Annotated in this window: 9 protein-coding genes; 4 read left to right on the forward strand and 5 right to left on the reverse strand. The window is 74.0% G+C overall.

All coding sequences use genetic code 11. From position 1 onward, the window contains the following. Positions 1–8: 8 nt before the first annotated feature. The 4 genes from B4K29_RS03010 to moeB form a co-directional block, all read right to left on the reverse strand. Positions 9–3,356 carry an ATP-dependent DNA helicase gene (locus tag B4K29_RS03010; protein ID WP_286955769.1) on the reverse strand — a complete coding sequence of 1,116 codons (3,348 nt, stop codon included), beginning with the start codon at positions 3,354–3,356 and terminating at the stop codon, positions 9–11. Beyond that, complete coding sequence (locus B4K29_RS03015) at positions 3,353–6,664, reverse strand: ATP-dependent helicase (RefSeq protein WP_286955768.1); 3,312 nt, start codon at positions 6,662–6,664, stop codon at positions 3,353–3,355. Before B4K29_RS03015 ends, B4K29_RS03010 begins: the two co-directional genes overlap by 4 nt. A gap of 104 nt (positions 6,665–6,768) precedes the next feature. After that, positions 6,769–7,128 (reverse strand): MGMT family protein, encoded by a 360-nt coding sequence (locus tag B4K29_RS03020; protein WP_029210381.1) that lies wholly within the window; start codon positions 7,126–7,128, stop codon positions 6,769–6,771. Between the two features lie 4 nt (positions 7,129–7,132). Beyond that, positions 7,133–8,317: a molybdopterin-synthase adenylyltransferase MoeB gene (gene moeB, locus B4K29_RS03025; RefSeq protein WP_286955767.1), complete on the reverse strand. Its 1,185-nt coding sequence runs from the start codon at positions 8,315–8,317 to the stop codon at positions 7,133–7,135. A 108-nt stretch (positions 8,318–8,425) separates the two neighbouring features. Here moeB and B4K29_RS03030 point away from each other — a divergent pair, with 108 nt between their 5' ends. From B4K29_RS03030 to B4K29_RS03040, 3 genes are all read left to right on the forward strand, one after another. Then, positions 8,426–9,088 (forward strand): TetR/AcrR family transcriptional regulator, encoded by a 663-nt coding sequence (locus B4K29_RS03030; RefSeq protein WP_019286152.1) that lies wholly within the window; start codon positions 8,426–8,428, stop codon positions 9,086–9,088. An 89-nt stretch (positions 9,089–9,177) separates the two neighbouring features. Then, positions 9,178–9,402, forward strand: a complete 225-nt coding sequence (locus B4K29_RS03035) for a DUF3107 domain-containing protein (RefSeq protein WP_029210379.1) — start codon at positions 9,178–9,180, stop codon at positions 9,400–9,402. 214 nt (positions 9,403–9,616) lie between these two features. Beyond that, positions 9,617–9,889, forward strand: coding sequence for a GlsB/YeaQ/YmgE family stress response membrane protein (locus tag B4K29_RS03040; RefSeq protein WP_286966356.1), 273 nt, complete (start codon positions 9,617–9,619; stop codon positions 9,887–9,889). 90 nt (positions 9,890–9,979) lie between these two features. Here the strand turns inward: B4K29_RS03040 and B4K29_RS03045 are convergent, their stop codons facing one another. Continuing rightward, the gene (locus B4K29_RS03045) at positions 9,980–10,630 is read right to left on the reverse strand and encodes a ferritin-like fold-containing protein (protein ID WP_029210378.1); all 651 of its coding nucleotides are present in this window, start codon (positions 10,628–10,630) and stop codon (positions 9,980–9,982) included. A gap of 214 nt (positions 10,631–10,844) precedes the next feature. Here B4K29_RS03045 and B4K29_RS03050 point away from each other — a divergent pair, with 214 nt between their 5' ends. After that, positions 10,845–12,524: a DEAD/DEAH box helicase gene (locus B4K29_RS03050; protein WP_286955765.1), complete on the forward strand. Its 1,680-nt coding sequence runs from the start codon at positions 10,845–10,847 to the stop codon at positions 12,522–12,524. Positions 12,525–12,710: the final 186 nt, after the last annotated feature.

Raw genomic sequence — 12,710 nt, forward strand, 5'->3', positions numbered from 1 at the left:
CTGGGCGGTCAGCGGGGCGACTGACCAGCCGTGAGGTCGGCCACGAGCGTCGCCAGGGCCTGCTCGTCGGGGAGGTCCGGTCGCACGGTCTGGCCGGTGGCGGCGTAGTAGAAGGCGCCGTCGACGAGCGCGGGGTCGACCTGCTGCAACCGGGCGTAGGCGACCCGGTAGACAGCCAGCTGGAGCCGGCGCACCTCGGCTCGTCGACCGGTCGGCGGCGCGCCCGTCTTCCAATCCACCACCGTGAACCCCCCGTCCGGTCGGGGGAAGACGGCGTCGATGCGCCCGCGCAGCCTCGCGCCCGCCACGGTGGACTCCACCGCCAGCTCGATGGCCACCGGGGAGAGCGCCGCCCACTCGCTCTCGAGGAAGTGTGCCTTCATCAGGTCGAGGTCCCCCTCGTCGGCAGCGGACTCGTCCGCGCTGCCGGGGAGCTCGTCCAGGTCGATGATGGCCGCCTGGGCGTAGTGCTGCTCGACCCAGGCGTGGAAGGCCGTGCCCCGCCGGGCCGCTGTGGCCGGGGCAGCCGGCATCGGGCGACGCAGCCCCACGGCGAACTCGTCAGGGTCGTCGGCGAGGGCCACGAGCGACGACGTCGACAGGTGGGGCGGTAGAGACACCAGCACCTCGGAGCGCTGCTGGGCCGCATCTCGCTCAGCGACGAGGACGGCGATCTCACGGTCCAGGTGCCGCCACTCGTCCGCAGGCGTGACCGCCGCCGCAGGCGTGGGCTCCACCTCGGGCGTGGGCGCCACCTCGGACGTGGGCGCCGTGGATCCGCAAGCCGCCTGGACCGCGTCGGCGGCCCGGGTGAGAGCTGGGTCAGGGGCGTCGCGCAACGGCCACGGCAGGGTGAGCTGATCCGCCAGCCGCGGGTTGGCGAGGTCGTCGTCGCGGGAGTCCGGCATCTCGGCCCAGGCTGTCGTGCGGGCGATCCCCGCCTCGCGAACCTCGTCCAGCAGGCGGGACGTGACCCGCGGGCTGCGCTGAGTGGCCCAGACGGGGGCGGTCAGCAGCAGCTCGTGGCGGGCCCGGGTGACGGCGACGTAGGCCAGTCGTCGCTCCTCGACGACGGCGTGCTGCCCGCACGCCAGCACGAAGGTTTCGATCCGGCTCGCCAGCTCCTGACGGTCCGGGCAGGTCGCCCAGTCGAGGTGCGGCAGGCCGGACCGGTCGCCCCGCAGGCCGAAGGGGAGGCTGTCGAGCCCGCTCAACCAGGCCTTGTCCTTGGGCGGCGGCACCCGCCACCCACCGTCGTCCCGGGCGGCGACCCGGGCGTCGTGGGCCGGGAAGGTGCCCTCCTCGAGCCCGGGGACGACCACGAGGTCCCACTCCAGCCCTTTGGAGGCGTGGACCGTCAGCAGCTGCACGGCTCCCGGGGTGGGCGCGGTCTGACCGGCGGCGAGGCCTCTCTCGCGAGCCTCGGCGACGTCCAGCCAGGTCAGCAGACCGCCCAGCGTGGGCCGCTCGGACGACGAGGCGTAGGCGGCAACGACGTCGGCGAAGGCCTCGAGGTGGACCCGGGCATCGGCGACCGAACGCCCCGGTCGCGCCATGAGCTCGAGGTCCAGCCCCAGCACCCGCTCGGCCTCGCCGACGACCTCGGGCACGGTGGCGCTCAGGACCTCGCGCACCCGCCGGACCCTGCGCCGCAGGTCGACGAGCCGCGATCGGCCGGTGTCGCCCAGGGCGCGGCCGTGGGCGTCGTGCCATCCCGTCGGGGGTAGCCGGTCCAGCGCCTCGACGAGGCCCACCTGCTCCGGCTCCCCCACCTCGCCCCCTCGACCTAGCGACCGTGTCCAGGCGTGCAGGCCTGCGAGGTCGGCCGGGCCGAGGCGCACCAGCGGCCCCGTGAGGAGACGCATCAGGTGGTCACCGCGGGAGGGGTCGTCCACGACGTGCAGGAAGGACACGAGGTCGACGACCTCGGGCATGCTGAGGAGCCCGCCCAGGCCAACGACCTCGACGGGCAGGCCGGCGGCGGTGAGGGTCTCCGCGAGCAGGGTGAACTGGCTCCGCTTGCGGCACAGCACGGCGGCCGTCGGGCGCGGGTCGCCGTTCAGGCCGACGGTCGTGCCGGTCTCGCTGGGATCAGGCTGCGCCGCCAGCCGCTCGCTCAGCCAGTCGGCGATGTGCGCGGCCTCGGCCTCCAGGGTGTCGAGGCGGGCCGCCTCCACCTGACCGGGGCCGGCCCCGGGGCGCGGCTCGAGGACCGCCACCTCCACCGGGCAGGCGGCGGTGAGGGGCGCGGCGATGACGTTGGCCGCAGCGAGGATGGCGCCGTCGTTGCGCCAGGAGGTGGACAGCGGCAACGTGCGGGCGGGCCCAGCGGGTCCGGGGAACTGCTGGGGGAAGGACGTCAACGTGGTGGAGCTGGCGCCCCGCCAGCCGTAGATCGACTGGTGCGGGTCCCCCACCGCCATGACCGGAACCGTCTCGTCCGCCTCGGCGTAGAGCCGGCGCAGCAGCACCAGCTGCGCCTCGCTGGTGTCCTGGAACTCGTCGAGGAGGACGGCACGGAATCGCTGCCGCTCCCCCCGACCGACGTCGGGGAAGGCGCTCGCGATGCGGGCTGCCACGGACATCTGGTCGGCGAAGTCCAGGCTCTCCCGCGCCCGCTTGACGCGCTGGTAGTCCAGGATCAGCGGGACCAGGGCCTGCCGCTGACGCAGGACCCCGATGGCCTCCAGCACCGGCTTGAGCGGCGTCTTGCGTCCCTCTCCGTCGGGGAGAGCGTCCCAGGCCGCCAGGAGTCTGCGCAGGTGGTCGCCAAGGTCCTCGGGGGTGCCGAGGTGCTCCGCGAGCTGGCCGGAGAGCGACAGGACCGCCTCGACGACCGTGGACACGGCCGGGACCGCCCGGCCGGCGGCGCTGCTGACGGTGTCCAACGGCCCCGGATAGGCCTCGACGACCTCCTGCGCGAGCTGCCAGCAGGACGCCTCGGACAGCAGCCGGGCCCCGGGCTCGTTGCCGAGCCGTAGGCCGTGCTCGGACACGAGCCGGCCGGCGTACGCGTGGTAGGTGGAGACCGTGGGCGTGAGGTCGAGGCCGTCGTCGGGTGAGCCGTCACGCCACAGCCCGGCGGCCTCCAGCTGCCGCAGCCGGCGTCCGATGCGCTCGGCCAGCTCACCGGCAGCCTTGCGGGTGAAGGTGAGGCCGAGCACCTCCTGCGGCTGGACCAGACCGTTGGCGACGAGCCACACGACCCTGGCCGACATGGTCTCGGTCTTGCCCGAGCCTGCCCCGGCCACGACCAGCAGCGGCTCCCGAGGAGCCTCGATGACGGCCTGCTGCTCGGCCGTCGGCGGAGGCTGGCCCAGGGCCTGGGCGATGTCGAGAGCACCGATCAGCGTCACAGGGTCCTCCCCTCGGGCTGCGCCGGGCAGGACCTGCGGACCGGGCAGTAGGAGCAGTGGTCACCCGGCGTGGCGGGGAAGCTGTCGCCGGCCATCCCCTCGGCGGTCGACTCGACGAGCTCGCGCGCCCACCCCGGGTCGTCGGCCTCGACGGCCGGCGCCTGCGGTTGGACGCGGGGGGCACGTCGGTCGCCGCCGAGCTGCAGCAGGGCCGCACCCGCGGACCCGGTGCCCGAGGGGAAGGCACCGGCCTCGACGGCGGCCTGGTAGGCCGCCAGCTGCGCGTGGTCGGCGAGCTCGGCCTGCGTGGGGGCGCTCTTGCCCGTCTTGATGTCGACGACCCGGAGGCGACCGTCCGGGGCACGCTCGAGGCGGTCGACGCGGCCCGTCAGCAGGGCGCGCCCGATCTCGACGCGGGCCTCCTGCTCGACCGCGACGAGCTCCCACCCCTCGTCCCGGATGGTGCGGGCGTAGTCGGCCAGCTTGTCGACCATGCGACCCGCCCGGTCGTGGTCGTGCCGGCCCCGCCAGCTGTCGGGCAGCCCGAGCTCGGGCCAGCGCCGGTCGAGCTCGCGCCGCAGGGTGGTGGCGTCGGTCAGGTCGACGTCGGGGTCGGCGGCGATCTCGTGCACCAGGGTGCCGAGGTCGGCGGCTCCCCGATCGCCCCCCTCGCCCCCATGGCTCCGGAGCACCCACATGAGCCGGCACCTCCCGAAGCTCTCGATGCGGGACGGCGACACCGGCACCGGCAGGTCGTCGGGATAGAGCGGCCGCGCATCCGTCTCACGGCGCAGGGCCCACCAGCTGCCGGGATCGGCGCCAGGAACCCCGGCATCGGCCAGCGCCCCGAGCCGGGCTGCTGCCTGCTCCCGGTGTGCCGCGTCGTCGGAGAGGACGCGGCGGCGCAGCTCGGCCACCACGCCGGTGAGGGTCATCGGTCGGGGCACCTCGAGCACGCTGCGCCCGTCGCCCTCGGGAGGGTCGATGACGTCGAGGTAGGACGAGGGCTGCTCGTCCTCGGAGGACACCGCCGTGACCACCAGGCGACGACGGGCCCGGCTCACGGCGGTCAGCAGCAGTCGAGCCTCGTCGGAGCGGACCGCCGCGAGCGCCTCGCGCGGTCCGTGACCGCGCCCTGCCAGCAGGTCGACCAGGTGCTCGGACCCGAGCAGGGACCCGCGCAGCCGCAGGTCCGGCCAGACTCCCTCCTGCACCCCGGCGACGACCACCAGGTCCCACTCGCCCCCGGCCGCACCCTGAGGGGTGAGCACCTGGACGACGTCGGTCGTGGGGGCCTGGGCGACGAGCGAGTCCGCCGCGACCTCCTGACCGAGGACCTGCTCGAGGAAGGCCTCCGGGCCGGCACCGGGCAGTCGCTCGGCGAAGGCACCGGCTGCCCCGAACAACGCGACGACGGCGTCAAGGTGCCGGTCGAAGCGCACGGACATCGGCCCGGACGACAGGGCGGCCCCCCTCCAGTCGTCGGCGACGCCCAGCGCGGACCACAGCTGCCACAGGATGGACTCGGCGGTTGTCTCGGCCGACCACCGACCCTCAGGGGTGAGCCGGGCCGCCCCGGCAGCCCTCGCGATCGCGCGACCGAGGCGCCGGACCGGTTGGGTGTCCACGGTGGGGAGCGCGTCGTCGTCGAGCGCGGACGGGTCGGACGGGTCGGACGGGCGCAGGAGCGCGGCCACGAGGAGCTGGTCGGGGGCCCGGTGGCCGCCCGCGGCCTGCTCGCGCCGCCGCAGGGCACGGCGCAGCCGCCGCACGGCGACCGGGTCGCTGCCGCCGAGCGGTGAGAGGAGCAGGTCGACGGCGACGTCGGGCTCCAGGGGACGCTCCTGGCCCCGCGCGACGCGGACGACGACCTCGAGCAGGGTGAGCAGGGCCCGGGCTGCGGGCTCCTCCCGGACCGGCAGGTCGGTCATCGCGGTGGGGACCGGCACGCCGGCGGCCGCCAGGGATTGACGGAGCGCGGCGAGCCGGGACCGGCCTCGACACACCACGGCCATCTGGGACCACGGCACCCCGTCGACGAGGTGGGCCCGGCGGAGCACGCCGCTCACGTGCGCGGCCTCCTGCGCGGCGCTGCGGAGCAGCACCGTCTCGACGGTGCCCTCCGACCCCGCCTGCGCCGCCCCGGGGTCGGTCTGATGGGTCGTGGCTGCTGCGTGGTCCTCGACCTCACGGTCCGCCACGCCCGCGTCGTGCCCCGCGCCCGGCCCGACGACGGGGTGCCCGGCCTCGCCGACCGGCGCCTCCGTCCCCGCCTGCCTGTGAGCAGTGACTCCGACAGCGCCGACCTGACGCGAGACGCGGGCGGTGACGGCGGCGAGCACGCGCCCCTGGCGGTGGGAGCACCCGAGGACGTGCGTCTCGCCCAGGCTGAGCAGGTCGTCACCCCCGAACCACCGCTCCCAGTCGGAGGCGAAGACCCGGGGGTCTGCCCCGCGGAAGGTCTGGACCGCGGTGTCCGGGTCGCCCACGAGCACCAGCGGCGTGGAGGGCGCGCGCACGACCGAGAGCAACCGCGCCGCCGACCAGGTCAGCTCCTGGGCGTCGTCGACGACGATCAGCCCGATGCGGCTCCGCACGCGGTCCAGCGCCTCCGCCGACTCCTCGAGCCGGTCGGCAGCGGCGGACAGCACCCAGGCCGGGTCATAAGCGCCGGGGCGGGAGAAGGCGGTGACCTGGTCGTACTCCTCCAGCACCGCCGCGGCGGCGCGCCACTCGGGGCGCCCGTGCCAGTCGGCGAGGACGACGAGATCCTCCGGGACCAGCCCCCGCTCGACGGCCCGCATCAGCAGGTCACGCAGCTCGGCGCGAAAGCCCCTGGTGCCCAACGCCTCTCGCACGGACTCCGGCCACTCCGGGCCCCGCACCACGCCGAGGGCGTGGCCGTCGAGGAGCTCCTTGAGGATGGCGTCCTGCTCGGCCCCGGACAGCAGCCGCGGAGACGGGTCCCCCACCAGCGCCGCCTCGGAGCGCAGGACGCCGAACCCCAGCGACTGGTGCGTGCGCGCCAGCGGCGTCGTGGTGGTGCCGCCCAGGCGGCTGGTGATGCGGTCCCGCAGCCCGGCAGCCGCGACGCGCGAGGAGGTGAGCAGCAGGGCCCGGTCGGCCTCGACGAGGCCGCGCCGCACGCGGTCGACGACCAGCTCGACGGCCAGCGTGGACTTGCCGGAACCCGGTGCGCCGACCACCTGGAGGAGCGAGGCGGTCGAGGCGAGCACGGCCCGCTGGCGCTCGTCGAGGACGGGCGCCTCGGCGAGGAGCGGGGTCGGCGTGCGCCGGAGCTGGACCATGCCTCGATCACACCAGACACCACTGACACACCCCCGCGCGACAGCCCGGGGGGACGGGACGGATCGGCATGTCGGTGCTGGGGCGGGGGGCGGAGCCCGGGCGATCAGGCCCCAGACGTGGGCTCGTCCCCGGGGATCCACGCACCCTCGGCGTCCCACCGGGCCAGGGGCAGGTCGATGCGCGTGCCGGTGACCAGACCGCCGACGAGCGGCATCGACTCGGCTCGCCACTGCTCGCGAGCCCGGGCCGTGAGCTGCTCGGGGAGGGAACCGTCGGCCCGGACGACGCGCCACCAGGGAGAGCCCCCGGCATACCGGCTCATCACCGACCCGACCTGCCGGGGCCCGCCACGTCCGAGGAGCTGCGCGACGTCGCCGTAGGCGAGGGCGCGTCCGGGCGGGATCTGGTCGACCACCTCGAGCACGTCCTCGGCGTAGTCCCCGATCACCGCGTCCGCGGCCACGCCGTCAGTAGGTGGGGAGCGACGGGTCGACGTCGCGGACCCACGCCAGCACCCCGCCCTCGAGGTGACGGGCGTTGGTGTGGCCGCCGGCGATCAGGGCCTGCAGCGCGGTCGCGGACCGGCCGCCGACCTTGCAGTGGATGACGACCTCCTCGCCCTCCTCGAACCGCGCTGCCGCCCGGCCGGAGACGAACTCCTCGAGCGGGACGGGCTCCGCGCCGGGGATGGAGACGATCGACCGCTCGTCCTCGCCCCGGACGTCGACCAGGCGGAAGCTGTCGGGGCGCTCGCGCAGCATCTGCGCGAGCTCGGGGGCGGTCACGGTCGGGAGCATGGCGTGCACGTCGTCCTCCTGGGTGGCGGGCAGTCCGCAGAACTGCTCGTAGTCGATGAGCTCGGTGATGGTCGGGTGGTCGCCGCAGAGCGGGCAGTCGGGGTTGCGCTCGACCTGCAGCGTGTCCCACCGCTGGGACAGGGCGTCGTGCAGCAGGAGCCGGCCGACGACCGGGTCGCCCATCCCCACGACGAGCTTGATCGCCTCGGCCGCCTGCACGGCTGCGACGGCGGCGCACAGGACACCGAGCACACCGCCCTCGGCGCACGAGGGGACGGAGCCGGGCGGCGGCGGGGTGGGGAAGACGCACCGGTAGCAGGGTCCCTCCCCCGCCCACCAGACGCTCACCTGGCCCTGGAAGCGGAAGATCGAGCCCCAGACGTGCGGTATGCCGACCAGGGCGCAGGCGTCGTCGACGAGGTAGCGGGTGGCGAAGTTGTCGGCGCCGTCCACCACGAGGTCGTAGCCGCGAAGGAGCTCAAGGGCGTTGCTCGAGTCGAGGCGAAGCTCGTGCTCGATCACCTGGACGTGCGGGTTGACCTCGCGCACGCTCTCGGCCGCCGACCGGACCTTGGACCGGCCGATGTCGGACTGGCCGTGGATGATCTGGCGCTGGAGGTTGGACTCCTCGACGACGTCGGCGTCCACCACCCCCAGGGTGCCGACGCCCGCGGCCGCGAGGTAGAGGAGGGCCGGGGACCCCAGCCCCCCGGCTCCCACGACCAGGACGCGGGCGTTGGCGAGGCGCCGCTGCCCCTCGCGGCCCACCTCCGGCAGCAGCAGGTGGCGCGAGTAGCGCTCGACCTGCGAGGTGGACAGCTCGGGCCCGACGTCGACGAGCGGTGGTCGTGCCATGCGGCGACGATACCCCGCACCGGGTGCGAGGCGGCAGGCGTGGAGCCGTCCGAGTAGCATGGCCGGACCCGTGGCCAGGCGCCTCGGGCCCCGGCTGAAAGGACCCCGATGACCACCGCACCGGACCACGTCTCCACCGAAGCCGCCCGCCCCGGGCGCCTGCCACGGTCGGAGCGCCGGGCCCAGCTGCTGGAGGCCGCCCAGGACATCTTCGTCGAGTCGGGCTACCACTCCGCCGCCATGGACGCGATCGCCGAGCGGGCCGGCGTCTCCAAGCCCGTTCTCTACCAGCACTTCCCCAGCAAGAAGGACCTCTACCTCGCCCTGCTGGACCAGCACTGCACCGCGATCGTCGACCTGGTCCGCGAGGCGCTGGGGTCGACGGACGACAACCGGGCCCGCGTCGCCGCCACCATCGCGGCCTACTTCGAGTTCTTCGACCGGGACGGCGCGCCGTTCCGGCTCGTGTTCCAGTCCGACCTGACGGGCGAGCCGGCGGTCCGCGAGCGCCTGGACCGGGTCGAGACCGAGTGCGCCGAGGCGATCGCCGACGTGATCAGCGGGGACGCCGCGCTGTCCCGCGAGCACGCGCTGATCCTGGGGATGGCGCTGGCCGGCGCCGCGCAGAACTCCGCCCGCCACTGGGTCACCAGCAGCTCCGAGACGGGCGTGACCCGGACCGAGGCCAGCCGACTGGTGGACACGCTCTCGTGGCGGGGGATCGGCGGCTTCCCCAAGGCGGACGCCCCCGGCGAGGCCGCCACCGCCTGACCGGGAACACCCCGACCCGCCCGGCGGTTGGTCACGGACGAGAGCGTCCGGCCCGCCCGCCGGCACCGACCACAACGAAAGGACCCTCCGTGGAGGTCAAGATCGGCGTCCAGAACGTCGCCCGCGAGATCACCTTCGAGTCCGCACAGTCCCCCGAGCAGGTGTCCGAGGCCGTCGCCACGGCCGTCCGCGACGGCTCCCTGCTGACGCTCCAGGACGACCACGGACGGACCGTGGTCGTGCCGGGCGACCGTCTCGGCTACGTCGAGATCGGCGAGGCCGCGAAGTCCCGGGTGGGCTTCGGCTCGCTCTGAGGCAGAGCGGCGTCAGACCGCAGGACGGCGGGGATGTGGTGCAGACCACATCCCCGCCGTCTTGCGGTTGTCATTGTTTCGTGATGCTGGAGTGATTGAACAATGCATGGAGGGGTATCCCATCAGTGACACCGTGTAAGCAGCCCCCCGAGACCGCGGGGTAGCTCACGAGGCGAGGCACCCCTCGCGTCACGCACCTACCAAGGAGAGTCACATGCTGGGCACCATCATCACCGCCATCATCATCGGCGCCATCATCGGCGGTCTGGCCCGTCTGGTCATGCCGGGCAACCAGAACATCTCGATCCTCATGACCATCGTCCTGGGCATCCTGGGGTCGGCCATCGGCTCCTGGCTCGTCTCCCAGTTCGGCTACAATAACGCGTCCGGCGGCATCGCCTGGATCGCCGTCCTGGCCGGCGTCGTCGTCGCGGCCATCCTGATCGCCATCTACCTGAGCATGACCGGTCGCAAGGGTCGCGTCTGACCCGCACCGAGACCGTATGCCGGAGGGCGGCACCCCCACGAGGGGTGCCGCCCTCCGCGCGTGCCGTCACCGGACGGCATACGACCTCCGTCAGCTCGAGAGGCCGAGCCGACCCATGCGCTCGGTGTGGGCCTCGGCGAGGCGCGTGAACATCCGGGACAGCTCGGCCAGGTCACCGTCCGGCACGAGCATCGCCACCAGCTCGGGGTGCGCGGCGGCCAGCTGCTGCGCCTGGGACATCGCCTCCCCCATGAGCCTGCGCCCCCACAGGGACAACCGGCCCGCCACCGCGGGGTCGGCGTCCACCACCTTGCGGAGCTCCTGCTCGACGAACTCCGCCTTGCCCTCCGACTGCAGGACCCGCTGCATCAGCGGGCGCTCCGCCTCGCCGACGAAGTCGCTCGCCTCGCGGTAGAGATCCATCGCCAGCCCGTCGCCCACGTAGGCGTTGACGAGCCGCTCCGCCCAGGACCCGGGCGCCGTCCGCCGGTGGAAGGCGTCGATGGCCCCCACGAACGGCGCCATCGCGGCCTGCGGATCCGCGCCCAGCGCCCGCAGCCGCTCCTCGAGCGCCTCGTAGTGCCGGAACTCGCGGGCGGCCAGCCGTCCCAGCTCGGCCCGGGCGGCCGACGTGGGGGCCAGCTCGCTGTCGCCGGCGAGCCTGGCGAACCCCGTCAGCTCGCCGTAGGCGAGGGCTGCGAGGAGCTCGACGACACCGGTGTCGGACGCTGCGGGGCTCATGTGCACCCAGAGTAGTCGTCCCGCCGGTAGACTGGGTCGGACCAAGGTGCCCGGTCGGCACGAATCCAGGTGGACCACGTGGTCCCCTCCGCAGCGAGCACGCTGCCCGAAGACCTCCGATCGGCTCCGCTCATCCCGTGAGCCTCGTAAGAGGTCGCCGGCCGCCTCGCGGCTGCAGCCCCCGGCGGCTCACCACGCCCGACAGGACACCCGCATGACCAACCCCGCCCTCGACACCCCCGTCGACGAGCAGACCCGCGCCGAGGCGGCCCAGGTCGCCCCCGAGCTGACCTTCGCCGACTTCGACGTCCACCCGGACATCGTCGCGTCGCTGGCCTCGCTCGGGATCGAGCACCCCTTCCCCATCCAGGCCATGACCCTCCCGGTCGCCCTGGGCGGTCACGACATCATCGGCCAGGCCAAGACCGGCACCGGCAAGACCCTCGGCTTCGGCATCCCTATGCTCAACCGCGTGGTCTCCCCCTCCGACGAGGGCTTCGCCGAGCTGCGCCACGCGGGCAAGCCGCAGGCCCTGGCCGTGGCCCCCACCCGTGAGCTCGCGGTGCAGGTCGCCGGCGACCTCGAGCGGGCCGGACGGCAGCGCGGCGTGCGCATCGCGACGATCTACGGCGGGCGCGCGTTCGAGCCCCAGATCGAGCAGCTGCAGCGCGGCGTCGAGATCGTGGTCGGCACCCCCGGTCGCCTGCTCGACCTCGCCAAGCAGGGACACCTCGACCTCTCGCACGCCAGCATCGTGGTCCTGGACGAGGCCGACGAGATGCTCGACCTGGGCTTCCTGCCCGACGTCGAGAAGATCCTGGCCCTCACGGCCCCCAGCCGGCAGATGATGCTGTTCTCGGCCACCATGCCCGGTGCGGTCGTGGCGCTGGCCCGCCGCTACATGAGCCAGCCGACGCACATCCGCGCCATGGGCGACGAGACGGAGAACAAGCACACCGTCAAGGCGATCGAGCAGTTCGTCTACCGCGCGCACGCGCTCGACAAGGTCGAGATGCTCGCCCGGATGATGCAGGCCAAGGACCGCGGCCTGACCATCATCTTCAGCCGCACCAAGCGCACCGCCGCCAAGGTGGCCGACGAGCTCAGCGACCGCGGCTTCGCGGCCGGGGCCATCCACGGCGACCTGGGGCAGGGCGCACGCGAGCAGGCGCTCCGCGCGTTCCGCAACGGCAAGATCGACATCCTCGTCGCCACCGACGTCGCCGCCCGCGGCATCGACGTCGAGAACGTCACGCACGTCGTGAACTACCAGTGCCCCGAGGACGAGAAGACCTACGTGCACCGCATCGGCCGCACCGGCCGCGCCGGGCACACCGGCATCGCCGTGACCTTCGTCGACTGGGACGACGCACCCCGCTGGGGCATGATCAACAAGGCCCTCGACCTCGGCATCCCCGAGGCCGTCGAGACCTACTCGTCCTCCCCCCACCTCTACAGCGACCTCGACATCCCCGAGGGCACCAAGGGCCGGTTGCCCCGCACGGCCCGCGTCCGCGAGGGCCTGGACGCCGAACGTCTCGAGGACCTCGGCGAGACCGGCCAGCGCGCCGGCAAGGGTCGCCAGGGTGGCGGCCACGGCGGACGTGACGGCGGACGCGGTGGGCGCGGCAGCCGCGAGGACGGTCGCGGCAGCCGCGAGGACGGTCGCGGCAGCGGCGAGGACGGTCGTGGCGGACGTGAGGACGGTCGCGGTGGTCGTGGTGACCGCACTGACCGCGACGCCTCGCACGGCGGCACCGAGCGTGATCGTCCGTCCTCGGATGGGGGTGAGGGCGGGTCCGCCCGTCCGCGCCGCAACCGGAGCCGTCGCCGCACCCGCGGTGGCCGTCCCGTCGAGGGGCAGTCTCCCGCGCAGGGCGGTCAGGACTCCTGACGCCGGACGCCGCGAGGCGCCATACAACACCAACTGTCCAGGTCACGGGCCCTTCGACGACATCGGCGGAGGGCCCGTCGCCGGTTCGTCCGATTTGCCAGGCAGCGGTCAGACCCGCCACAGTGGTGCTTCCTGTGGACGACCAATGACGGGCCGGGATCCTCGGGGGGTCTGCCGGCCCCTGAG

The sequence above is a fragment of the Arsenicicoccus sp. UBA6765 genome, from assembly GCF_002453335.1.
In the GTDB taxonomy this organism is placed as follows: Bacteria; Actinomycetota; Actinomycetes; order Actinomycetales; family Dermatophilaceae; genus Arsenicicoccus; species Arsenicicoccus bolidensis.

Excerpts from the sequence above, each read along its gene's own strand:
- moeB (WP_286955767.1), bottom strand. The coding sequence starts at position 8,317 with ATGGCACGACCACCGCTCGTCGACGTCGGGCCCGAGCTGTCCACCTCG.
- B4K29_RS03030 (WP_019286152.1), top strand. The coding sequence starts at position 8,426 with ATGACCACCGCACCGGACCACGTCTCCACCGAAGCCGCCCGCCCCGGG.
- B4K29_RS03015 (WP_286955768.1), bottom strand. The coding sequence starts at position 6,664 with ATGGTCCAGCTCCGGCGCACGCCGACCCCGCTCCTCGCCGAGGCGCCC.
- B4K29_RS03040 (WP_286966356.1), top strand. The coding sequence starts at position 9,617 with ATGCTGGGCACCATCATCACCGCCATCATCATCGGCGCCATCATCGGC.
- B4K29_RS03045 (WP_029210378.1), bottom strand. The coding sequence starts at position 10,630 with ATGAGCCCCGCAGCGTCCGACACCGGTGTCGTCGAGCTCCTCGCAGCC.
- B4K29_RS03050 (WP_286955765.1), top strand. The coding sequence starts at position 10,845 with ATGACCAACCCCGCCCTCGACACCCCCGTCGACGAGCAGACCCGCGCC.